The 22,473-nt window shown below is 71.8% G+C and carries 16 protein-coding genes; 12 read left to right on the top strand and 4 right to left on the bottom strand.

Going from position 1 to position 22,473, the window contains the following annotated elements:
- Position 1: 1 nt before the first annotated feature.
- The gene (locus KAJ83_RS16835) at positions 2-2,665 is read right to left on the bottom strand and encodes a uroporphyrinogen-III synthase (RefSeq protein WP_210683278.1); all 2,664 of its coding nucleotides are present in this window, start codon (positions 2,663-2,665) and stop codon (positions 2-4) included.
- Entirely contained in the window at positions 2,649-3,590 is a 942-nt protein-coding gene (gene hemC / locus KAJ83_RS16840) for a hydroxymethylbilane synthase (protein ID WP_210683279.1), read from the bottom strand. The genes KAJ83_RS16835 and hemC overlap by 17 nt, the downstream gene beginning before the upstream one ends.
- 97 nt (positions 3,591-3,687) lie before the next feature.
- On the opposite strand from hemC, the gene tsaD reads away from it, so the two are divergent.
- The 8 genes from tsaD to KAJ83_RS16880 all read left to right on the top strand — a co-directional run bounded on the left by tsaD (position 3,688) and on the right by KAJ83_RS16880 (position 15,949).
- Complete coding sequence (gene tsaD, locus KAJ83_RS16845; protein ID WP_210683280.1) at positions 3,688-4,815, top strand: tRNA (adenosine(37)-N6)-threonylcarbamoyltransferase complex transferase subunit TsaD; 1,128 nt, start codon at positions 3,688-3,690, stop codon at positions 4,813-4,815.
- A complete protein-coding gene (locus KAJ83_RS16850; RefSeq protein WP_210683281.1) occupies positions 4,812-5,831 on the top strand; it encodes an NAD(P)H-dependent glycerol-3-phosphate dehydrogenase in 1,020 nt (339 codons plus the stop codon). Before tsaD ends, KAJ83_RS16850 begins: the two co-directional genes overlap by 4 nt.
- A gap of 144 nt (positions 5,832-5,975) precedes the next feature.
- Complete coding sequence (locus tag KAJ83_RS16855) at positions 5,976-6,404, top strand: PA2779 family protein (RefSeq protein WP_210683282.1); 429 nt, start codon at positions 5,976-5,978, stop codon at positions 6,402-6,404.
- Positions 6,405-6,413: 9 nt separating this feature from the next.
- Positions 6,414-7,394 carry a PA2778 family cysteine peptidase gene (locus KAJ83_RS16860; RefSeq protein ID WP_210683283.1) on the top strand — a complete coding sequence of 327 codons (981 nt, stop codon included), beginning with the start codon at positions 6,414-6,416 and terminating at the stop codon, positions 7,392-7,394.
- Between the two features lie 49 nt (positions 7,395-7,443).
- Positions 7,444-10,509 carry a double-strand break repair protein AddB gene (gene addB / locus KAJ83_RS16865; protein WP_210683324.1) on the top strand — a complete coding sequence of 1,022 codons (3,066 nt, stop codon included), beginning with the start codon at positions 7,444-7,446 and terminating at the stop codon, positions 10,507-10,509.
- 21 nt (positions 10,510-10,530) lie between these two features.
- A complete protein-coding gene (gene addA / locus KAJ83_RS16870; RefSeq protein ID WP_210683284.1) occupies positions 10,531-14,112 on the top strand; it encodes a double-strand break repair helicase AddA in 3,582 nt (1,193 codons plus the stop codon).
- 98 nt (positions 14,113-14,210) lie between these two features.
- Positions 14,211-14,813: a LysE family translocator gene (locus tag KAJ83_RS16875; RefSeq protein WP_210683285.1), complete on the top strand. Its 603-nt coding sequence runs from the start codon at positions 14,211-14,213 to the stop codon at positions 14,811-14,813.
- Entirely contained in the window at positions 14,810-15,949 is a 1,140-nt protein-coding gene (locus tag KAJ83_RS16880; protein WP_210683286.1) for an NAD(P)/FAD-dependent oxidoreductase, read from the top strand. Before KAJ83_RS16875 ends, KAJ83_RS16880 begins: the two co-directional genes overlap by 4 nt.
- A gap of 29 nt (positions 15,950-15,978) precedes the next feature.
- On the opposite strand, the gene KAJ83_RS16885 is transcribed toward KAJ83_RS16880, so the two are convergent.
- Positions 15,979-17,022: an NAD(P)/FAD-dependent oxidoreductase gene (locus tag KAJ83_RS16885; protein ID WP_210683287.1), complete on the bottom strand. Its 1,044-nt coding sequence runs from the start codon at positions 17,020-17,022 to the stop codon at positions 15,979-15,981.
- Between the two features lie 207 nt (positions 17,023-17,229).
- Here KAJ83_RS16885 and tsaE point away from each other — a divergent pair, with 207 nt between their 5' ends.
- The 3 genes from tsaE to KAJ83_RS16900 are packed head-to-tail and all read left to right on the top strand — an operon-like array spanning position 17,230 to position 19,595.
- A complete protein-coding gene (gene tsaE, locus KAJ83_RS16890; RefSeq protein WP_210683288.1) occupies positions 17,230-17,733 on the top strand; it encodes a tRNA (adenosine(37)-N6)-threonylcarbamoyltransferase complex ATPase subunit type 1 TsaE in 504 nt (167 codons plus the stop codon).
- A complete protein-coding gene (locus tag KAJ83_RS16895; RefSeq protein ID WP_210683289.1) occupies positions 17,730-18,779 on the top strand; it encodes an aminoglycoside phosphotransferase family protein in 1,050 nt (349 codons plus the stop codon). Before tsaE ends, KAJ83_RS16895 begins: the two co-directional genes overlap by 4 nt.
- Positions 18,780-18,833: 54 nt before the next feature.
- A complete protein-coding gene (locus tag KAJ83_RS16900; RefSeq protein WP_210683290.1) occupies positions 18,834-19,595 on the top strand; it encodes a nucleotidyltransferase family protein in 762 nt (253 codons plus the stop codon).
- A 20-nt stretch (positions 19,596-19,615) separates the two neighbouring features.
- Here the strand turns inward: KAJ83_RS16900 and KAJ83_RS16905 are convergent, their stop codons facing one another.
- Positions 19,616-20,305, bottom strand: a complete 690-nt coding sequence (locus tag KAJ83_RS16905) for a Crp/Fnr family transcriptional regulator (RefSeq protein WP_210683291.1) — start codon at positions 20,303-20,305, stop codon at positions 19,616-19,618.
- Positions 20,306-20,607: 302 nt separating this feature from the next.
- On the opposite strand from KAJ83_RS16905, the gene KAJ83_RS16910 reads away from it, so the two are divergent.
- Positions 20,608-22,467, top strand: coding sequence for an SLC13 family permease (locus KAJ83_RS16910; protein ID WP_246484767.1), 1,860 nt, complete (start codon positions 20,608-20,610; stop codon positions 22,465-22,467).
- The last annotated feature ends 6 nt before the right edge of the window (positions 22,468-22,473 follow it).

Here is a 22,473-nt window from a genome sequence, read left to right on the forward strand (position 1 = left end):
CTCAGCCTCCCTCCTGGCCGGCTTGGTTCGCCCGGCCGGTGTCGCCGGTCTGGGTGTCGCCGGTCTGGGTGTCGCCGCTCTGGGTGTCGCCGCTCTGGGCGCCGCCGGTCTGGCCCACACTCGTCTGGGCGGAGAGCCGCGCGATCGCCGCCTCGCGCAGTGCCGTCCCGGCCGCCTCGGCGTCGAGCCGGGCCTCCGCCGCGTCGAGCCACGCGGCCGCCCGCGGGCTGGCCTCCCGGATTTCGGAGAGTGCGGCGACCGCGCCGGCGAGATCGCCGCGGGCCAGCGCGGCCTCCGCCCGGCTGACCGGCGGCCGGTCGGCCGCCTCGCCGGTCTGGCGGACGCTGACGAGGCCGGTGAGCCGGTCGACCGCCTGATCCACCCAGCCGCCGTCGGATGCGCTCGCGTCATGCATCGCGGAGGCTTCCGCCTCGAAGCGGCGCAGCAGGGCGGCGCGGGTCGCGACACCCGCCGCCGCATGGGGGGCCAGCCGCGCGACCGCGTCGGCGAACGCCCCGTCCGCCGGTGCCAGTTGGCGGACCCGTTCCAGCGGTGCATCGAACGGCCGGCCTGCGGCCAGCGCGTCCTGCACGGAGCCGACGGCGATCACCGTCGCCGCCTGCTGCGCGCCCTTGAGCGCCGGCGCCTCGGCGACCTCCTCGACGCGGGTACCGACCTGCTCGATCCGGCTTTCCAAGGCGGCGACCCGATCGCGCAGGGCGGTCAATGCCTCGGTCCCGGCCGCCTTGTCGAGTTCGGCGGAGAGATTGTCGATCCGATCCTCCAGCGCGCCCGTCGTCTCCGTGACGGCATCCAGCATCGCGCCGGGGGTCATGCCGCCTTCCGCGCCGAGCGGCAGGGACTCCAGCGCGTCCAAACGCGCGCGCAAGGCGTCGATCACCTCGTTATCGACGCTTCCGGCCGCGTTCCCCCCGGTCTGGTTCGATGCGGCCTCGATCGCTTCGGAGGTTCGCGCGGCCAAGTCCTCGACCCGGCCGCCCAGGCTTTGGACCCGGTTCGCCAGGTCCTCGATCCGCGCCGGATCGACGCGCGGCGCCTCCTCCGGCAGATAGCGGCCGAGAACGGGGTCGAGCATCGCGTCGACGGAGGTGCGCCAATAGGGTTCCGTCAGCACCGCCAGGATCGCGACCAGGGCGATCAAGGCCGCGAAAGCGCCGGCGAGGCCGCCGGCCCCGGTTCCGCCCTTGTTTTCGGGGAATTTTCCGTGACGGTCCGCAGCTTTCGGGGCGGCCGTCTTCGCGTCGGTCTCGGCGTCGGATGGTGTTTCGTCGGTTTCCCCGGCCGTCTCGTCATCATGCGCCGCGTCGTCCGATGCCTCTTCCTCGTGCGTCTCGTCGCCGTCGGCTTCCTCCCCGGCTGTTTCATCTCCGTCCGTTTCGGGGGCATCTCCAACGGGTTCGGCCTCCACGGGGTCGGCCCAGGGGCCGGTTTCGTCGCCCAGCGCGGCGTCGTCCTCCGCGACCTCATGCCCGGCGTGCCGGCCGGCGCCCTCGGTCAGTTTGGCGAGGTCGACCCCGGCGGCGGAGGCGGCGGCGATGATGTCGCGCCAGCGCGATTCGGGAATATGGTTGCGTGCCTTCCAGCCCTGGACCGTGCTGACGGCGACCTTCAATCGCGTGGCCATCGGGCGGATGCCGCCGAAGGCCTCGATCACCGCATCCGCGCCGGGTGTGCCCGGCGCGGGCGCGGCTTCGCCGATGTCTTTCTCCGATTCCGTCTCGCCGGCCGTTTCCCTATCCGACGTTTCGGTATCCTCGGCCTTCCTGTCGTCGTTCATCATCGCCCCTTCATTCGACCCATTCGCGTCCGGACCGCCGCCGGCCGCGTCCTCGCCGCCCTCGATCTTATCAGCTTTCGCGGCACTGTCAGTCGGCGTCTCGTCCTCTCGTACGCGTACACCCGTCGCCGCGCGCAGCGCACTGACCATGTCGGCGGCCTCCGGCCGGTCCGCCAACACGACGTGGCTAAAGGTAAGGCCGGAAAGCCGATCCGCAACGGCCGGGCTGAGACAGGCCGCCGTCATGCCGCCCATCGCCTCGACCAGCCCCGCCTCCGTGACCAGTTGCCGGAAGGTGTCCGCCGTTCGCGGCGAGAACAACACGACCGCCTCGATTTCCCCGGCCGCGATGGCCGCGCGCGCGGGCGCGTCGAGGGCGCTCGCCACCTCGGCGCGGTAGAGCGCGCGCTTGGTCACGCCAAAGCCCGCGGCCCCGAGCCGCCCGGCGAGATCGCCCGCCAGATCGCTGCCCGCCGCGTGGAACAGGCCGCCGTCCGACGGGTCGAGGCGTTCGGTCACCAGCGCCGATAAGGCCGCGACATCGCCGGTCGCCGTCTCGACCCGCGAGAAGCCGGCGAGCCGCGCCGCCGCCGCCGTCGCGGGCCCGACGCAATAGGTCGGCAGGTCGCGCGCCTTGTGCAGCCGGGCGAAGGCCCGCGCGCCGTTCGCCGAGGTGAAGAGCAGCGCCTGGACATCCGCCAGATCCTCCGCCAGCGCCCCGGCTTCGGGCGTTAGCGGGCGGATCGTCAACAGGGGCTCCGGCATCACGCCGAATCCGGCGGCCTCCAGCAGGGCGATCAGATCGCCCGCATCCTCCGCCGGACGGGTGACGAGGACCGTGGGCGCGCGGTCAGTCGAAGAAGCCATCGCCCATCTCCGCCTTGAGGCGCCGCCCGGCCGCCCGGCCGACGGCGAGCGGATCGTCGATCGGTCCTTCTTCCTCCACCCGCAGGAGCCGGGTCCCGTCCTCGCGCGCGACAAGGCCCCGGAAACGGAGCCGCGTGCCGACGCATTCCGCCAGACCGGCGATCGGCGTGCGGCAGGAACCATCGAGCACGGCCAGATAGGCGCGCTCGCATGTGACCCGCGTCAGGCTCTCCGCATGGGTCAGCGGCTCCAGGATCGTCTTCACGTCTGTTTCGTCCTCGCGGCAGGCGATGGCGATGGCGCCCTGGGCCACGGCGGGCATGAAGCCGTCCGCCTCCAGCGCGCGGGCGCCGGCGGCTTCCACCATGCCAAGGCGGTTCAGCCCCGCCATGGCGAGCATCGTGGCATCCGCCACCCCTTCCGCCAGCTTGCGCAGGCGGGTTTGCACATTGCCCCGGAACAGCACCACCTTCAGATCGGGCCGCATGGCCCGGAGCTGCGCCTGCCGGCGCAGGCTGGCGCTGCCGACGGTCGCCCCATCGGGCAGGTCGAGGGGGCCGGCGGCCTTGGGGCTGAGCCAGGCGTCGCGCGGATCCTCGCGCTCCAGCACCGCGCCGATGGCGATCCCGTCCTCCAGGATCGTCTCCATGTCCTTCATGGAATGGACGGCCGCCGTGCAGCGCCGTTCCTGCAACGCCCGGTCGAGTTCCTTGGTGAACAGCCCCTTGCCCCCGACCTCCGCGAGCGGCCGGTCGGTGATGGCGTCGCCGGAGACCTTGATCTCCACGATCTCCACCGGCAGGCCGGGCCAGTGCCGCGCGAGGAGGCGCCGTGCCTCCTCCGCCTGGGCCATGGCGAGGGGCGAGCCGCGCGTCCCCAGGGTGAAGGGGTGCTCGGCCGTGAAACGCTTGATCGGATCGGTCATGCGCTAGCTGTAGCCTATCGGCCCGCCATAGGCTACACCCGCCAGCGGGAACGATGCCGCCCGGGGCGGCGCGCGGCGACGGAGAAGGGCGAGCATCATGCGTATCCTGGGAATCGAGACGTCCTGCGACGAGACGGCGGCCGCGATCGTCGAGCGCGACGCGAACGGGCGCGGGCTGATTCGCGCCAATGTCGTGCTCTCGCAATTGGACGAGCATCGCGCCTATGGCGGTGTCGTGCCGGAGATCGCGGCGCGCAGTCATCTCGACCATCTCGACCGGCTGATCGCCCAGGCGCTGGAGGAGGCCGGCAGCGGCTTCGACGATCTGGACGGAATCGCGGCCACCGCCGGGCCCGGACTGATCGGCGGTGTCATGGTCGGCGCGCTGACCGCCAAGGCGATCGCCTGGGCGCGCGGCTTGCCCTTCATCGCGGTCAACCATCTGGAGGGGCACGCGCTGACCGCGCGGCTTACCGCCGACGACCCGGCGGAGGCCGCCTTTCCCTATCTGCTGCTGCTGGTAAGCGGCGGGCACTGCCAACTCCTCGCGGTCGAGGGGGTGGGACGCTATCGCGTGCTCGGCACCACGGTCGACGATGCGGTGGGCGAGGCCTTCGACAAGACGGCGAAGCTGCTCGATCTCGGCTATCCGGGCGGACCGGCGGTGGAGCGCGCGGCCGAACGCTCGGCCCGGCGGCGCGCCGAGGCAGGGGAGGAAACCCCGCGCTTTCGTCTGCCGATTCCGATGCGGGGCCGGGATGACTGCGCCTTCTCCTTCTCCGGACTGAAGACGGCGGTCCGCCAGCAGTTGGAGCGCCTCGACACCCCGCCCGGCGAAGCCGAGCGCGAGGATCTCGCGGCCGCCTTCCAGACCAACGCCGCGCGCTCCATCGCCGACCGCACGGCGCGTGCCTGCGCCCGCTTCACGGCGGAGGTGGCGCCGGGCCGCCCCCTGGTCGTCGCCGGCGGCGTCGCGGCGAACAAAGTGATCCGCGCCGAGCTGGCCCGGGTGGCGGACGCGGCGGGCATGACCTTCCTCGCCCCGCCGCTGAAATTGTGCACGGACAACGCGGCGATGATCGCCTGGGCCGGGGCGGAGCGGCTGGCGCTGGGCTTGACCGACGGTCTCGACTTCCGGCCCCGCCCGCGCTGGCCGTTGGCGGACCTCGCGGACCGGGCGCCGCCCGGCGCTGGCGCCGCCGCCCAAGCGGAGGCAGGGGCATGACGGCATATGGGAACGTATCCGGTCCGATCACTATCCTTGGCGCGGGGGCCTGGGGTACCGCGCTCGCTTGCGTCGCGCGGCGGGCGGGGCGGCCCGTCCGGCTGTGGGGCCGGGACGAGGCCGTGTTGGCCGCGATCGCGGAAGGGCGCGGCAATCCGGTCTATCTGCCCGGCATCCCGCTGGAGCCGGGAATCGAGACCACGGCGGACATCAAGGCTGCGCTCGACGGGTCGGCGGCGGTTCTGTTGGTCTGTCCGGCCCAGGCGGTCCGGGCGGTCACGGCGCGCGCCGCCCCCTATATTTCCGACGATCTGCCGGTCGCGCTCTGCGCCAAGGGGGTGGAGCGCGACAGCGCCCTGCTGATGAGCGAGGTCCTGGCGGAGACGGTACCCGGCGCCGCGCCGGCCGTGCTCTCCGGCCCGACCTTCGCGGCGGAGGTGGCCAAGGGACTGCCGACGGCGGTGACGCTCGCCGCGCGCGACCCTGCCATGGGGCGGTTCCTGCAAGGTGCCCTCGCGGGGGAACGGTTCCGGCCCTATCTCTCCGACGATGTCATCGGCGTCGAGGTCGCGGGCGCGGCGAAGAACGTGATCGCGATCGCCTGCGGCATCGCCTGGGGCCTGGGGCTGGGCGAGAATGCCTGCGCCGCGCTTCTGACGCGTGGGCTGGCGGAGATCGGACGGCTCGCCGGCGCGCTGGGCGGCCGGGCGGAAACGATGGCGGGGCTCTCCGGCCTCGGTGATCTGACCTTGACCGCCGGCAGCAAGACAAGCCGGAACACGCGCTTCGGAATCGTGCTGGGCGAAGGCGGGACGCCCGCCGATCCGGGGTCGCGTCCCGCGCTGACGGAGGGGGTGGCGACGGCGGCGGCGATCGTGGCCTTGGCCGAACGCGCCGGGGTCTCCGACATTCCGATCATCTGTGCCGTCGATGATGTGCTGGCCGGGAGGCTGAGCACCGAGGAGGCGATTCGGCGGCTTCTCGCCCGCCCTGTCGGCAATGAAGGGGCCGGCTGAATCGGTCCCCGTACGGCATGTGCTTTTCGCGCTCGGCCTTGCGTTTCTCGGAAAAGACCCTACGTCGCTTGATGCAAGCGCCCGCGCGGGCGTTCGGGACGGGGCACCATCGAGAACAAGCCTTAACAGGAGGGCGATTAGGAGATGATGCAGATCAAGGACTCGAACGGGTTCCGCCGCGTGGCGTTGGCGCTGGCGATGGTGATGGCCTTGGCGAGCCTGCCGCTGGGCGTGGCCAATGCCGGCATGGTGACCACCGACCGGGCCATCGGCCAGGGTCAGGCGGCCGAGGCGCGCGAGACGATCAAGGGCTTCATGGCCCGCGACGCGGTCGAGGAGGAACTGACCGCGCTCGGCGTCGATCCGGCCGAGGCGCAGGCGCGCGTCGGCACCCTGAGTGACCAGGAGGCGGTCGACCTCGCCCAGCGAATCGACGAAATGCCCGCCGGCCAGGGCGTCGGCGCGATCATCGGCGCGGGCGTCTTCATCTTCATCGTGTTGCTGATCACCGACCTGCTCGGCTTCACCCACGTCTTCGATTTCACCGACAAGGGCAGCGCCAACCCGACCTGATCGCGGCGCATGCTTTTCCTCGGTAATGGACGCGGCGGCGCGGCGTTCGGCCTGAAAGGGCCGGCCGCCGCGCTGTTCGCGCTTTTCCTCGCGGGCTGCGCCGGTACGCCGGTGACGGATTCGTTGACCGGCGCGGCGGGCACGGCGCCGGACGATCTGCCGCCCAAGGCGGAGCTTTCCGAAGCGCCTTTCTTCCCCCAAACGGCCTTTCATTGCGGGCCGGCGGCGATGGCCGCCGCGCTCAACGATACCGGGCTCGACACCACGCCGGACGGGCTGGCGGAGGCGCTCTTCACGCCCGGCCGCCAGGGGACCTTCAAGAGCGATGTGATCGCATCCGCCCGGCGCAACGGTCGTCTGGCCCTGCCGGTCCTCGGCATGACGGGCGGGCTGCGGCGCGTGGCGGATGGGCGGCCCGTCCTGATCCTCCAGAATCTCGGGCTGGAAATGGCCCCCAAATGGCATTACGCGCTGCTGATCGGCTATGACCTGGAAGCGGGCGAGGCGATCCTGCGTTCCGGCACGACGCGGCGCCAGACCATGGCGCTCGGCACGTTGGAGCACACCTGGCGACGCGGCGGCTTCTGGGGCGTTACTGTGGTCCCGCCCGAAGGACCGGTGCCCACGGCCACCCCATCCGGCGCCTGGATGGCCGAGGCGACGGGGATCGAGCGGGCGGGCCTGACCCAGGCCGCGCGCACCGCCTACCGCACCGCGGCCGAGACTTGGCCGGACGCGGCGGAACCGGCCCTGGCGCTCGGCAATCTGGCCTATGGTTCGGGTGACCTCGCCGCCGCCGAACGGGCGTTCGAGGAGGCGGCCGCGCGCGATCCGACGAACGATGCCGCCCTGAACAATCTGGCCTATACGCGGTTGAAGCGCGGCGACCTCGCCGGTGCCGAATCGGCCGTGGAGCGGGCCATCGCGCTCGACGGGCCGAACCGGTCCGAGGCGGAGGCGACGCGCGCGGAGATCGAGGCCGCCCGATAAACCGGCCGCGCGCTCTTTCTCGCCGCCGAATCGCGGTACCGTGCGGGCCATGCGAACGGTCTTCACGATTTCCCCGACGCGCCCCTTCGTCGACGCCCTGGCAGAGGGGCTGCTGGCGGAGGCGTGCGCGCATCCGACCGGGCTGGAGCGTCTGGCGGATTATCTGGTGTTGCTGCCGACGCGGCGCGCCTGCACCGCGCTGGGGGAAGCCTTCCTGCGGGCGAGCGGCGGGCAGGCGTTGCTGCTTCCCCGCCTGCAGCCGATCGGCGATATCGACGAGGAGGATCTGATGCTGGCCGCCGCCGGCAACGCGGCGGCGGCGCGCGCCGATCTCCTCGACCTGCCGCCGGCGATCGATCCCTTGCGGCGGCGCTTCCTGCTGGCCCGACTGATCCGGAACATGCCGGATATCGGCGGCACGCGGGAGACGCCGTCCCCCGACCGGGCGCTGATGCTGGCGGACGAGCTCGGCCGGCTGCTCGACCAGGTGCAGACGGAAGGGTTGAGCCTGGAGGCGGTCGAGAAGCTGGTACCGGAACTCTATGCCGACCACTGGCGGGTGACGGTGGAGTTCCTGGATATCCTGAAGACCCATTGGCCGATCCTGCTGGACGCCATCGGCGCGATCGATCCGGCGGCGCGGCGCGACCGCCTGATTCGCGCCCAGGCCGAGGCCTGGATGGAGACTCCGCCGGATTTCCCGGTGGTCGCGGCGGGCTCCACCGGATCGATCCCGGCCACGGCCGACCTGCTGGCCACCGTGGCGGGCCTGCCGGCGGGCCGCGTGGTGCTACCGGGCCTGGACCGGTATTTGTCCGAGGAAGATTGGCATGCCGTCCTGGAGGCGCCGACCCACCCGCAACATGGCCTGGCCCGGCTGATCGCGCGTCTGGGCCTCGACCGTGCGACGGTCGCGGATTGGCCGGAGACGGAAGCCGGGACGGAACCGGGCGGCCACGCCCGCGCCCGGTTGGTGGCTGAGGCGCTGCGCCCGGCGGAGACCACCGGCGCCTGGATGACGGCCGGCGACATCCCGGCCGAGGCCGTCACCGGCGTCGATTGGCTGGAGGCGCCGAACGCCGCCGCCGAGGCCGGGGCCATCGCGCTGGCGCTGCGCGAGACGCTGGAGACCGACGGTCGCACCGCCGCCCTGGTGACGCCCGACCGGACACTGGCCCGTCGGGTCGCCGCGGCGATGGAGCGCTGGGGCATCGCGGTCGATGATTCCGCCGGGCGGCCGCTTTCCAACACGCCGGCCGGTATCTTCCTGCGTCTGGTGGGGGAGGCGGCGCTGACCGGCTTAGCCCCGGTCGCGCTGCTGGCGTTGTTGAAGCATCCGCTGGCGGGTCTCGGCCTCGCGCCCGCCGCCCTGCGCCGGGACATAAGGCGGCTGGAAATCGCCGTGCTGCGCGGACCGAAGCCGGGCCCGGGTGCGGCCGGGCTGCACGCCGCGCTCGACGCCGCAGATGTGGCGGCCGGTGCGGAGGGGGACCGGCTGACGGCGCTGGTCGAGCGGATCGAGGCGGCGCTGGGCCCGTTGATGGCGGCCCTTTCCCCCGGCGGGGAGGCCCCACCCACCATGCAGGCCGCGAGCCTGATCGAAACGCATATCGCGGCGGCGGAAGCCGTCGCCGCGACGGAGACGGAGGAGGGTGCCGCCCGCCTCTGGCGTGGGGAGGACGGGGAGGCGCTGGGCGAATTGCTGGCCGGGGCGCTGGATGCCGCGGGCGCCGACCATGCGCTGGAAGCGATCGCGGGCGGCGATTATCCGGCCGTGCTGGAAGCGCTGATGATCGGCGTCAATGTCCGCCCGCGCCACGGCCGCCATCCGCGCGTCTTCATCTGGGGGCCGCTGGAGGCGCGGTTGCAGCATGCGGACCTGATCGTCCTCGGCGGGTTGAACGAGGGGACATGGCCGATGGAGCCGGAGGCCGATCCCTGGATGTCGCGGCCGATGCGCCGGGATTTCGGCCTGCCGGCGCAGGAACGGCGCATCGGCCTCGCCGCGCATGATTTCGCCCAGGCCTTCGCCGCGCCGCGCCTGCTGCTGACCCGCGCCAGCAAGATCGACGGCCAGCCCACGGTGCCGAGCCGTTGGTTGGAACGCCTCGCCGTCGTGCTGGCCCGGGCCGGACTGTCCGACCGGTTGGCGCCGAACCGGGGCTGGGCCGGCCGTCTGGTGGATTGGGAACGCGCGCTGCACGCGGAAAGCACGCGGCGCTTCCTGGAGCCGCCGGCACCCCGCCCGCCGGTCGCGGCGCGCCCGCGCGCGCTGTCCGTCACGCGGGTGGAGACATGGCTGCGCGATCCCTATTCGATCTTCGCCGAACGTATCCTGGGGCTGCGCCGCCTGGACGATATCGATGCCGATTTCGGCGCGGCGGAACGCGGCAGCTTCATCCACCGCGCGCTGGAGCTGTTCGTCGAGCGCGCGCCGCCCGACCGGCCCTTGCCGTCGGAGGAGGAGGCGCTCTCCCTGCTGCTGCGTTGCGGGGAGGAGGCGTTCGGCCCGCACGCCCTCGACCGGCCGGAGGTCCATGCCTTCTGGTGGCCGCGCTATGAGCGGATCGCGCGCTGGTTCCTCGCCCGCGAGATCGAACGGCGGGAGACCCAGGGCCTCGTCGCCAGCGCGACGGAGATCAAGGGGCGCCATGTCATCGACGGCCCCGCCGGTCCCTTCACCCTGAGCGCGACGGCGGACCGGATCGATCTTCTGCATGGCGGGGGATACGCCATCATCGACTACAAGACCGGCACCCCGCCGAGCGCCAGGGACCTGAAGGCCGGCTATGCCCCGCAATTGCCGCTGGAAGCCGCCATGGCGATGGAGGGCGCCTTTCCCGACCTGCCGCCCGCGGCGGTGGTGGAACTGGCCTATTGGCGGCTTTCCGGTGGCGACCCACCGGGCGAGGTCAAGACGCCCAATGTCGATATCGGCCAGATCGCGCCGGAGGCGCTGGACGGGCTGCACCGGCTGGTCGCGCGCTTCGACGACCCGGCGCGCGCCTATACCGCCCTGCCCCGACCGGCCCGCGCGCCGCGTTTCAACGACTACGCCCATCTGGCCCGCGTGGCGGAATGGGCGCGCGCGGATCTCGGCGGAGGCGAGGGATGAGGAAGAAGAGGATGGCATGCCATGACCGCTGACCTCTCCCCCAGCGCGATCCAGCGCGGCGCGGCTGATCCGATGTCGAGCGTCTGGGTCGAGGCCAATGCCGGCAGCGGCAAGACCAAGGTGCTGACCGACCGCGTGCTGGCCCTGATGGTGAACGGCACGCCGCCGGAGAAGATCCTGTGCATCACCTTCACCAAGGCGGCGGCGGCGGAGATGGCGAACCGCCTGAACCGGCGGCTGGGGGAATGGACGGGGCTGGGCGACGCGGCGCTTCGCGCGGCGATCCGCGACCTCGACGGCGGCGCGGTCGGGCCGGAGAAGCTGGCCCGCGCGCGCCGCCTGTTCGCCACCGTCCTCGACGTGCCGGGCGGGCTGAAGATCCAGACGGTGCACAGCTTCTGCCAGTCGCTGCTGGGTCGCTTCCCGCTGGAGGCCGGGGTCAGCCCGCGCTTCGAGGTGATGGAGGAACGCGAGGCCGCGGAGCTGATGCGCATCGCCCGCGATACCGTGCTGCGCGCGGCGCGCGGCGGCGGGCCGATCGCCGACGCGCTGGGCGCCGTCACCCGGCGCGCGCAGGAGGATCAGTTCGCCGACCTGATGCGCGCCCTGTCCAGCGAACGCGCGCGCCTTGCCCGCGCGCTGGGACCGGAGCGGGATGTCGAGGGGGCCGTCGCGCGGCTGGCCGACGTGCTGGACGTCGATCCGGCGGGCAGCGAGGCCGCGATCCTCGAGGCCGCCTGCGACGACGCGGCCTTCGACCTGATGGGTTTGCGCGGCGCGGCCCAGCGGTTGCTGGAGGACCCGCAGGCGAAGAAGACGGATCAGGACACCGCGCGCCTTCTCCTCGGCTGGATCGCGGGCGGGCCGGAGAGCCGGGTGGCGCGCTTCGCCGACCACATGGAACGCTTCCTGGCCAAGAGCAAGGATTACGCGCCGAAGGAGATGAAGTCGCTCGCCACCAAGAAGATGCTGGAGGTCTATCCCGATATCGAGGGCATCCTGCTGGGCGAGCAGCGCCGGCTTCAGTTCGTCGACCAGCGCCTGCGCCGGCAGGCGACCTTCGAGGCGACGGCGGGGCTGATCCGCCTCGGCGCGCGCATCCTGGACGCCTATGACCGGGCGAAGGCGGCGCGCGCGCGCCTCGACTACGACGACCTGATCGTCAAGGCGCGCGACCTGCTGGCCGGGGACGGGGCGCCGCCCTGGGTTCTGTTCAAGCTCGATGGCGGGTTGGAGCATATCCTGATCGACGAGGCCCAGGACACCAATCCGGAGCAATGGGAGATCGTCGGCGCGCTGGCCGACGAGTTCTTCGCCGGCGAGGGGACGGCCGGCGCGATGCCCCGCACGGTCTTCGCCGTCGGCGACGCGAAGCAATCGATCTACAGCTTCCAGCGCGCGGACCCCCGCGCCTTCCAGGCGATGCGCCATCACTTCGCCGCGCGCGCGCGGGAGGCGGGCCAGGGATTCCGGGGCGTCGGCTTCGATTTCTCCTTCCGCTCCGCCGAGGCGGTGCTGCGGGCGGTCGACGCCACCTTCGCCGAACGGCCCGCCGCCGACGGCGTGCGGGGGGAGGACGGCATCGTCCGCCACCGCCCGCAGCGCGCCGGCCATGGCGGGCGGGTCGAGCTCTGGCCCCTGATCGGTCCCGGCGACGCGGTGGAGGAGGAAGACGCCTGGTCCCCGCCCGAGGCCAGCGCCATCGCCGACAGCCCGGGCTATCGCCTGGCCGAGGGGCTGGCGCGGGAGATCGCCGGCTGGATCGGCGCGGAGCCGGTGCCGAGCCTGGGGCGCCCGGCGCGCGCGGGCGACATCATGGTGCTGGTGCGCCATCGCACCGGCTTCGTCGATCAACTGGTCCGCGCGTTGAAGCGGCGCGACGTGCCCGTCGCCGGCGTCGACCGCATGGTCCTGACCGAGCAGATCGCGGTCATGGACCTGTTGGCGCTGGGTCATTTCCTGCTGCTGCCGGAGGATGACCTCAGCCTCGCCGCCGTGCTGAAGAGCCCGCTGATCGGCCTCGACGACGATGATCTGTTCCGCCTCGCCCACGCGCGCGGGAAGAAGAGCCTGTGGCGCCGCCTGCGCGAGGTGGCGGAGGAGGACCCGAGGCTCGCGGAAATCCGCGACTGGCTGGCCGGTCATCTGGCCGACGCCGACCGGCGCCCGCCCTTCGAGCTTTACCACGACGTGCTGACCCGCCCCGCCCCGGCGCCCGTCGGGCCGGAGGGCGAGACGGTGCCCGGGCGCCGGGCGATGATCGCGCGGCTGGGAACGGAGGCGGAGGATCCGCTCGACGAGTTCCTGTCGCTGGCGCTCGGCCATGAGCGCAGCGGCCCCGCCTCCCTCCAGGGCTTCCTCGCCTGGTTCGCGCGCGGCAAGGCGGAGATCAAGCGCGACCTGGAAACCGGCCAGCGCGACGAGGTGCGTATCCTGACCGTCCACGGCGCCAAGGGGCTGGAGGCGCCGATCGTGGTGTTGCCCGACAGCGTCTCGAAGCCGCGCGGCGGGCAGGGACCGGCTCTGCGCTGGATGACCGTGCCGCCGCGTCCCGGCGCGCGCGCGGGCGCCTATGACGCGGAAAGCCGGGTGCTGCCCCTGTGGACGCCGAAGGCGCGCTATCAGGAGGAGCATGCCGCCGACCTGAAGCTCGACGAGGACGCGGCGCGCGCGCAGGAATATCGCCGCCTGCTCTATGTCGCGATGACGCGCGCGGCCGACCGGCTGATCGTCTGCGGTCATCACGGGGCGACCGCCCCGGCGGAGGATTGCTGGTACCGGCTGGTCCAGGCGGGGCTGGAGCGGTTGGCGGACGAGTCGATCCTGACCCGGGAGGAGAACTGGACGGTGGCGGCCGACAGCCCGGTCGCCTGGAGCGGGGAGCGGCTGATCCTGGAACGCCCGCAGAGGGAAGAGGTCGCGGCGCCCGAGGCCGCCGACGCCGCGCGCGCCGTGGCCGCCGTGCCGGATTGGATCGATGCCCCGCCCCCGGCGGAACCCTCGCCGCCGCGCCCGCTGGCCCCCTCGCGCCCGCGCGACGCCGACCCGCCGGTACGCTCGCCGCGCGGCAGCACGGCCAATGCCGTGGGGTTCCTCAGCGTGCGGCGCGGGCGGCTCGTCCACCGGCTGTTGCAGACCCTCCCCGACCTGCCGGCCGGAACCCGGGCGGAAGCCTGCCGGCGCTTCCTCGCCCGGCCGAGCCATGGGCTGAGCGAGGCGGAGGTCGATGCACTGACGGCGGAGGTGATGGGCGTGATCGACGCGCCGGACCTCGCCCCCCTCTTCGCGCCGGGCAGCCGGGCGGAGGCGCCGCTGGTCGGCCTCGGCCCGATCGACGCGGAGGGCGGGCGCGCCGTCGTCACCGGTCAGGTCGATCGGCTTGCCGTGACCCCGGCCGGCATCTTCGTCGCGGACTACAAGACCTTGCGCCCGCCACCCGTCGATCCGGCCGACGCCCCCATCGCCTATCTGCGGCAGATGGCGCATTACCGCGCGCTGCTGCGGGAGATCTACCCGGGGCGGCCGATCGCCTGCGCGCTGGTCTGGACCGACGGGCCGCGCCTGGCGCTTCTGCCGGACGGGTTGCTGGACAGCGTCCTTTAAGGCCGCTCGCGAAAGGGACGGTTGGGACCGGGCGGCTCAAGACCAATTCCCACCGGCCGTATCGACGGATGCATGGCGGGCGGGTAATGAATGCCGTCATGCTCCCCTTCGCCGCCGCCGTCTTCTTCCTGATCGTCACCCCCGGGCCGGGGGTGCTGTCCATCGCCGGTGTCGGCTCCGGCTTTGGGGTCGCGGCCGGGAACCGCTATCTGATCGGACTTTGGATCGGCAATAACGCGGTCGCGGCGATGGTGGCGAGCGGGCTGGCCGCCATCGTCCTGGCCGAGCCGACGGTGCGCGCGGTGCTGCTCTATCTCTCCGTCGCCTATCTTTTCTACCTGGCGGCGCGGATCGCGCTCGCCGGCTCCGACATCGCCTTCGTGGAGAAGGAGAAGGCTCCCGGAATCCTGAATGGCGTGACGCTGCAACTGATCAATCCGAAGGCCTATGCCGTCCACACGACCCTGTTCGGCGGCTTCGCCTTCCTGCCCGCCCAGCCGCTGGCCGAGATCGGGCTGAAATTCCTGATAATGAACGCGATCTGGATTCCGCTGCATTATCTCTGGCTCGGTGCCGGGGTCACGCTGCGCCGGCTGGATCTGGCGCCGCGCACCCACCGGGCGATCAATATCCTGATGGCGCTCTCGATGCTCGCGGTCGTCGTGCTCGCCCTATTGGCTCAGAAGGACGCGATCGGATGAATGGCCCGCATAACGGCCCGCATGTCGCCGTCGTCGGCGCCGGAATCGTCGGCGCGGCCTGCGCCCTTTACCTCGCCCGCGCGGGCGCGCGGGTTACCGTGGTCGATCGCGCGGATGGTCCGGGCCGGGGCGTCACGGCGGCCAGTTTCGGCTGGGTCGGGCTGCTCGCCGGGCTGGACGAGCAGGATGACGACGCCTTCGCCCGGCGGCTGGAGGCGGTCGCGGAATGGCGCCGGCTGATCGAGGTGATGGGCTCCGCCCTGCCGGCGCGGCGGGTCGGCGCGATCGCCTGGGGCGACGAGGCCCCGGCGGCGGGAAAGCTGGCCGAGAATCCTCGCCTTCGCGCCGCCGGGATCGCCCTGATCGCCCGTGCCGAGATCGCGGCGCGGGAACCGGCGCTGCGTCACCCCCCGCCCCATGCGGCCTTGGCGGCCGACGAATGGGCGGTGGAGACGGAAGCGGCGGCCCAGATGCTGCTCCGCGCGGCGGCGGAGGCGGGCGCGCGTCTCCTGCCCGGGGTCGAGGCGGTGGGTCTCGCGCGCGCCGGGGGACGCGCCATCGGCCTCGATCTGGCAGGGGGTGATCTGGCAGGGGGCGATCTGGCGGGGGGTGATCGGTTGGCGGCGGATCATGTGCTGCTGGCCGCCGGGACGGGAACCGGCGCCTTCCTCGGCGATCATATGCCGGCGGGCGCGATCCGGGGGTCGGACGCGGTGATGCTCCGTTTCACGGGCGCGGGTGCCGCGGCACGGTTCCGGGGCATCGTCTGCGGCCCGGAGTTCGAGGCGCGGACGGCGGGCGACGGCACCATCCTGTGCGCCGACCTGCCCGGCCCGGGGCGGGAGAGCGTGCCCGCCATCGCGGCGGAGACGGCGGCGGCCCTGCGCCGCGCCCTGCACGGGGCGGAGGCCCTGCATCCCGCCGCGTCCGCGCGCGTCGCCCGGCCCTGGACCGCAGACGGCGCGCCGGTCCTGGGGCCGGTGCCGGGCTTGGCGGGGGCGAGCCTCGCCGTGTTGCACCCTGGGGTGATCCTGGCGCCCTGGGCCGCGCGGCTGCTGGCGGCGTCGATCCTGGAAAAGGCGGCCGTTCCGGCGGGGCTGCGCGCGGACCGGCGGTCGCTGGACCCACGTCCTTGAGGGGCGCGTGGACGCAGGTAGGCAGGTTCCTAAAGCTCCGGCACGCCCTTGGTCGTCGAATATTCGAAATGCAGCGCTTCCCCCGGATGGACGATGGGATAGATCGCGTGCGCCGCCTGGGCGGCGTCTGAGAAGCCCTGCAGGATCAGCTTCAGCTTGCCGGGATAGGTTGCGACATCGCCGACCGCGAAGATGCCGGGGATCGGCGTCTCGCAGGTGGCGGGATCCACCGGGATCACCTGCTTCTCGATCGGGAAGCCCCATTCCGCGATCGGCCCCAGCTTCGCGGCCAGGCCGAAGAAGGGCAGCAGGACATCCGCCTCCAGCACGCGCTCATTGCCGTCCAGATCCTTGACCCGGACGGCGGAAAGCCGGCCGTCATGCCCGTCCAACCCGGCGAGTTGATAGGGCACGACCAGTTCCAGCTTGTCCGTCTCGGCCCAGGCGCGCATGCGTTCCACCGATTCGGGGGCGGCGCGGAACTTGTCGCGGCGATGGACGACATAGACCTTCTCGGCCACCTCCGGCAGGGACATGGCCCAGTCTACCGCGCTGTCGCCGCCGCCGGCGATGACGATGCGCTTGTTCCGGAAATCCTGCCGACGCTTGACCATGTAGAAGACGCTTCGCCCCTCATAGTCGGCAAGCCCGTCGAGCGGCGGCCGGTTCGGACCGAAGGCGCCGCCGCCCGCCGCGATCACCACGGCCTTGCAGCGAATCCGGGTGCCGGCCGCCGTTTCCACCAGGAAACCGCCGTCGTCCTGTCGAACGACGTCCGTCACCTGCTGGTTCAGATGAAAGCGGGGCGAGAACGGCTCCGCCTGGGTCTCCAGCCGCTCGATCAGATCGGCGGCGTCGATCCGGGGATAGGCGGGGATATCGAAGATCGGCTTTTCGGGATAGAGGGCGGTGCATTGCCCGCCGATTTCCTCCAGCGAATCGATCACATGCGCGCGCAGCTTCAACATGCCGAGCTGATGGATCGCGAACAGGCCGACCGGCCCGGCCCCGACGATGACGGCGTCGGTCTCGTGGATCTCCGAATCCGGTCGGGCATTGTCCTGCGCGCTCATGGCGGATGTCCTCTCCTCGATCGTGGGCCGACGCGCTCGTCGACGGCGGGAAGGCTTGGGTCGGTCGATGCGCGGTGATAGAAGATCGCTCGGGGTCCGCGCGTCAAGCCGAGGCGCGACCTCGACTGTCCGGAAATGACCGGGAGGCGGTCGCGGCCGCCCGCGACCCGTCCCCACCCTTCCCAAATCCATGAGCATGGAGACCGGATGACCGCCCCCCCCATCGCCGACCCGATCGAGATCGAGCTTCCGGACCTCGCCGCGACGCGGGCGCTGGGCACGGCGCTGGGCGCGGCGCTGCGGCCGGGCGACGTGGTGGCGCTGAGCGGCGATCTGGGCGCGGGGAAGAGCGAGCTGGCCCGCGCGGCGATCCGCGCGCGCCTGGCCGTGCCCGATCTGGAGGTGCCGAGCCCCACCTTCACCCTGGTCCAGACCTACGAGGCACCAGCGCTGGAAATCTGGCATGTCGATCTGTATCGGCTGGAGCGGCCGGGCGACGCGCTGGAACTCGGACTGGAGGAGGCCTTCGCCGATGCCGCGATGCTGATCGAATGGCCGGGCCGGTTGGGCGACGCGCTGCCGGCCGCGCGGCTCGACCTCTGCTTGAGCGTTATCGGTGCGCCGGACACGGGCGGAGACGGCGCGCGCCGGGCGATGCTGGCCGATCCGGCGGGCGCCTGGGCCACGCGGATCGAGGGGCTGCGTCCATGAGCGTGCCGAGTCCCGAACGTATCGCGGAGATCGAGCGTTTCCTGGCCGGGGCCGGCTGGGAGGGCGCGGCGCACCGGCCGCTCGCCGACGATGCCTCCTTCCGGCGGTATGAGCGGGTGACGCGCGGGGCGGATCGGGCGGTCCTGATGGACGCCCCGCCGGACAGGGAGCCGGTCGCCCCCTTCCTGAGGGTCGCGCGGCTGTTGCGCGGGCTGGGGTTGAGCGCGCCGGCGATCCTGGCCGAGGACCCGGCGCATGGGTTCCTGCTGCTGGAGGATTTCGGCGACCGGACGATGACGCGCCTTCTGGCGGAGGGGGAGGCGGAGGCACCGCTTTACGGCCTCGCCCTCGATGCGCTCATCCATCTGCATCGCGGCTTCTCGACCCGTGACGCGGCGGCGGCGGACCTGCCGCGCTACGACATGGCGCTCTATCTGCGGGAGGCCGCGCTCTTCACCGACTGGTACTGGCCCGCCGTCACCGGCCGGCCTTGCCCGGAGGCCGCGCGCACCGCCTATCTCGGCCATGTCGCCAATGCGCTGGAGGCGGCGTCGGGCGGCTTCGACACATTGGTGCTGCGCGACTATCACGTGGACAATGTCATGCGGCTGGACGGGCGCCCGGGTGTCGCGGCCTGCGGCCTGCTCGATTTCCAGGACGCCGTGATCGGTCCGGCGGCCTACGATCTCGTCTCGCTTTTCGAGGATGCGCGCCGCGACGTCACGCCCGCCGTGTCGCAGGATCTGATGCGCCGTTACTTCGAGGCGTTCCCGACGCTCGACCCCGCGGCCTTCGCGGCGAGCTATTCGGCGCTCGGCGCGCAGCGCGCGCTCAAGATCCTGGGTATCTTCACCCGGCTCGACCGTCGCGACGGCAAGCCGCAGTATTTGCGTCATATTCCTCGCGTATGGGGATGGCTGGAAAAGGATTTGGCCCACCCCGCGCTCGCCGGTCTCGCCGGCTTCGTCGCCGATGCCTTTCCGGCCGACCGGCGCGTCGCCCCGGCGGCGGCACCGGGTGTCTGGGCCGCGGGTCCGCCTGGATAGAACCGGCCGGATGGAGTGGGCCGGATAGGATAACAATTGGGAGGACAACCCGGAATGGCCGCACGGATCGACCGCGCCATGCTGCTCGCCGCCGGTTTCGGCAAACGCATGCGCCCGCTGACCGACGACCGGCCCAAGCCGCTGGTGGAACTCTGCGGCAAGCCGTTGATCGATTGGGCGATGGACCGCGTGACCCATCACGGCATCGACCGCATCGTCGTCAACGCGCACTACCTGGCCGCGCGCATCGATGACCATTTCGCCGGCAATCCGGCGGTGACGATCAGCCACGAGCCGGAGATCCTGGAGACCGGCGGCGGCGTGTCGAAGGCCCTGCCGCTGCTGCGCGGTCCGGCGGAAGGCGGGGCGCGGTCGGATGCGGACGCGGCCTTCTTCGTCATCAACGCGGATTCCGTCTGGCTCGACGGGACGCACCCGGCGTTGGAACGCCTGAACGATGCCTGGGACGCGACGCGGATGGACGCGCTTCTCCTCCTCCACCCGACGGTCGCGACGGACGATTACGACGGACCCGGCGACTATCATCTGGAGCCCGACGGCCGGGCGCGCCGCCGTGCGGAGCATGAGATCGCCCCCTATCTCTTCACCGGGGTGCAGATCCTCTCGCCGCGCCTGTTCGCGGAGGCGCCGGACGGCGCCTTCTCCCTCAACCGTCTCTATGATCGGGCGGAGGCGGCGGGACGGCTCGCCGGGCTGGTCCATGACGGGGAATGGTACCATGTCGGCACGCCCCGGGCGCTGGCCGAGACGGAGGCGGTGATCGCGCGCGGCCAGGGCAGGAGCAATACGCGCTGATCGCGCGCGGCCCGTCCGCGTTACCGCGCGCCGCCCAGGCTGCCCCTGTCGCTCACGGGCGCGGCGCGGGCCTCGGCCGCCTCCCAATTCCGCAGCAGACGCTCCACGATTACCCGCATCAGATAGAGCCCGAATTTCGGGTTCTGATAATAGAGCTGAAGCATCGCCTGATTGCCGAGACAATGGAGCGTGCAGTCGGTGGCGCAGACCGCCGTCACGGTGCGCGCGCGCTCGGGCGTGAAGAAGGCGATCTCGCCTATCAGCGCGCCGTCGGACAACGCGAAGTCGATTTCCACCAGCCGGACGGTGCCCGATTCGATCATGTACATCGAATCCGCCCCGTCGCCCCTGCGGAACAACACGTCGCCCGCCGCCCGCCGCTCGACCCGCATATAGGGGAGCAGGGCCTCCATGCCGAAGCTCTCCCCCTCATGCTCGCGTCGGATCGTGCGCACGAGCCGCAGCATCTGCCAGAGCCGCAAGGCGTTGAGCGGTAGCAGGATCGCATGCAGCAGTGCCGTCGGCCCGATACCCGCCACGAGCCCGAATGTCAGGAAGGACGCGTTGCCCAGGATCGCCCCCGCGCGCAGCGGAATCATCGTCTTGCGGTGCATCGACAACAGCGTGATCGCGCCCGCGACATAGCCGATCAGATCGACCCACATCGGGTGATCGGTTTCGAACATCGGCTCGAACAGCCCCTCCAGCATGGCCGCGCGTCCCCCCATCCCATGCCGGCCGGCCCGACCGCCGGGCCGATATGTCGGCGCGGACAGCGTTGCGCGCCCACTTGCCGCCTGTCAACGAACCCGCTTTGCGCAAGTCTTCGTAATCGGTAGGCTTGCGGGTCGACGCGATCCGATGGACGGGTCCATCCGCGGGGGCGCAAAGCAAGCTGGCACCATGCGCCGCCCATGTCCCAGAGCCTTGCCTGCCGGGGTCCGCGGGGGCCGCCGGGCCAATTGGGGCCACCGGATGGGGCCCACCGGAAAAGAGGGGAACCCGCCCGCCGATGTCGCTCGCCGCCGAACCCGTAAGCCTGCAGATGATTCTGGTCTTCGCGCTGATCGGCGTGACGCTGATCCTCTATGCGACGGAGAGGCTGCCGCTGGAGGTTACCTCCCTTGGTGTCGTCTGCGCGCTGATGGTGCTGTTCCAGGCCCTGCCGGTGCGCGACGAGGACGGGGCCAACCTGATGACGCCCGGCGCCTTGTTGGGTGGTTTCGCCAACCCGGCATTGCTGACCGTCCTGGCGCTCCTGATCCTGGGGGAGGGGCTGAACCGTACCGGATCGCTCGACCGGGTCTCGGCGGCGGTGCACGGGCTTTCGCGCGGTTCGCCCGCCCTGTCGGCGCTGGTGGCGCTGCTGCTGGTGGCGGGGACCAGCGCGGTGCTGAACAATATCCCGGTCGTGGTGATCTTCATCCCGATCATGCAGGCGCTGGCGGTGCGCAACGATATGGCGCCCTCGCGCTACATGATGCCGCTCAGCTTCGCGGCGATCCTGGGCGGCATGACGACGTTGATCGGCTCCTCCACCAACCTGCTGGTCTCCAGCGCCCTGATCGACATGGGGGAGCGCGGGTTCGGCTTCTTCAGCTTCACCATTCCGGGGCTCGTGGTCGCGGGCGCGGGCCTCGTCTATGTGATCTTCGCTCTGCCGCGCCTGTTGCCCGAACGGCACACGACCGGCACGGAGCTTCGCGCCGCCGCGCGCCAGTTCAAGGCCCAGATAGAGGTCGCCGCCGACAGCCCCTTCGCGGGCATGCGGCCGGTCTCGGGCTTCTTTCCGAAATTGCCCGGGATCACGGTGCTGTCCGTCCAGCGCGGGGCCGAGACCTATTTCCCGCCCTATGACGAGGACCTTTCCCTGGCCGACGGCGACGTGATGGTGATCGCGGCGACCCGGGACAAGCTGACGGACCTGTTCAAGAGCGCGCCGGACACGCTGCGCCCGACCCTCGCGGCCGACGGCCCCCTGCCGGAGGGGGGGCAGGACGGGCCGATGATGCAGGACATGCAGGCGCTGGCGGAGGTGATGGTGCCGCCGAATTCGCGTCTGGTCGGCCTCACCCTCGATCGCGCGGGCTTCCGCTATCGCCATGCCTGCGCCGTCCTGGGGGTGGAGCGGCGCAGCCGCATGCTGCGCCGCCGCCCGACCGACGTGCCGCTGGAGGCCGGCGATATCCTGCTGATTCAGGGCCGCCGGCCCGATATCGAGGCGCTGCGCGGCAGTCAGGAGGTGGTGCTGCTGGAATGGTCGGCGGAGGATCTGCCGCAGACCCACCACGCGACGCGCGCGGTGCTGATCTTCCTCGGCGTGGTCGGCGCGGCGGCCAGCGGGCTGGTCCCGACGGAGGTCGCGGCCCTGACCGGGGCGACGGCGATGATCCTCTCCGGCGCGCTCAATCTGGACGAGGCGATCCGGGCGATCGACCGCAAGATCATCCTGCTGATCGCGGCCGCGCTGGCGCTTGGCTCCGCCATGCAGGCGACGGGGGGCGCGGATTTCCTCGCGCTCGGCCTGTTGGCGGCCCTGGGGGACGCCCCGCCGGCGGTCGTGCTCTCCGCGTTCTTCATGTTGGTCGCGGTACTCGCCAATATTCTGTCAACGAAGGCGACGGCGGTGCTCTTCACGCCGATCGCGGCGGCGGTCGCCCACCATATCGGCGTCGGGGTGGAAGCCTTCGCGGTCGCCGTCGTCTTCGCCGCCAACTGCTCCTTCGCCAGCCCCGTGGGCTATCAGACCAATCTGCTGGTCATGGCGCCGGGCGGCTATCGGTTCCTCGATTTCGTCAAGGCGGGCGCGCCCCTGATGGTGATCTGCTGGCTCGCCTTCAGTCTCTTCGCGCCGCTGTGGTTCGATTTGTGAGGGGGA

This window comes from Marivibrio halodurans (genome assembly GCF_017963645.1).
In the GTDB taxonomy this organism is placed as follows: domain Bacteria; phylum Pseudomonadota; class Alphaproteobacteria; order UBA8366; family Aestuariispiraceae; genus Marivibrio; species Marivibrio halodurans.

What these genes read in the sequence shown, in the direction of transcription:
- tsaD (WP_210683280.1), top strand. Translation starts at nt 3,688, where the DNA reads ATGCGTATCCTGGGAATCGAGACGTCCTGCGACGAGACGGCGGCCGCG.
- KAJ83_RS16875 (WP_210683285.1), top strand. Translation starts at nt 14,211, where the DNA reads ATGCTCCCCTTCGCCGCCGCCGTCTTCTTCCTGATCGTCACCCCCGGG.
- KAJ83_RS16905 (WP_210683291.1), bottom strand. Translation starts at nt 20,305, where the DNA reads ATGCTGGAGGGGCTGTTCGAGCCGATGTTCGAAACCGATCACCCGATG.
- KAJ83_RS16900 (WP_210683290.1), top strand. Translation starts at nt 18,834, where the DNA reads ATGGCCGCACGGATCGACCGCGCCATGCTGCTCGCCGCCGGTTTCGGC.
- hemC (WP_210683279.1), bottom strand. Translation starts at nt 3,590, where the DNA reads ATGACCGATCCGATCAAGCGTTTCACGGCCGAGCACCCCTTCACCCTG.
- KAJ83_RS16835 (WP_210683278.1), bottom strand. Translation starts at nt 2,665, where the DNA reads ATGGCTTCTTCGACTGACCGCGCGCCCACGGTCCTCGTCACCCGTCCG.
- KAJ83_RS16850 (WP_210683281.1), top strand. Translation starts at nt 4,812, where the DNA reads ATGACGGCATATGGGAACGTATCCGGTCCGATCACTATCCTTGGCGCG.
- KAJ83_RS16910 (WP_246484767.1), top strand. Translation starts at nt 20,608, where the DNA reads ATGTCGCTCGCCGCCGAACCCGTAAGCCTGCAGATGATTCTGGTCTTC.
- KAJ83_RS16880 (WP_210683286.1), top strand. Translation starts at nt 14,810, where the DNA reads ATGAATGGCCCGCATAACGGCCCGCATGTCGCCGTCGTCGGCGCCGGA.
- addB (WP_210683324.1), top strand. Translation starts at nt 7,444, where the DNA reads ATGCGAACGGTCTTCACGATTTCCCCGACGCGCCCCTTCGTCGACGCC.
- tsaE (WP_210683288.1), top strand. Translation starts at nt 17,230, where the DNA reads ATGACCGCCCCCCCCATCGCCGACCCGATCGAGATCGAGCTTCCGGAC.
- KAJ83_RS16860 (WP_210683283.1), top strand. Translation starts at nt 6,414, where the DNA reads ATGCTTTTCCTCGGTAATGGACGCGGCGGCGCGGCGTTCGGCCTGAAA.
- addA (WP_210683284.1), top strand. Translation starts at nt 10,531, where the DNA reads ATGACCGCTGACCTCTCCCCCAGCGCGATCCAGCGCGGCGCGGCTGAT.
- KAJ83_RS16895 (WP_210683289.1), top strand. Translation starts at nt 17,730, where the DNA reads ATGAGCGTGCCGAGTCCCGAACGTATCGCGGAGATCGAGCGTTTCCTG.
- KAJ83_RS16855 (WP_210683282.1), top strand. Translation starts at nt 5,976, where the DNA reads ATGATGCAGATCAAGGACTCGAACGGGTTCCGCCGCGTGGCGTTGGCG.
- KAJ83_RS16885 (WP_210683287.1), bottom strand. Translation starts at nt 17,022, where the DNA reads ATGAGCGCGCAGGACAATGCCCGACCGGATTCGGAGATCCACGAGACC.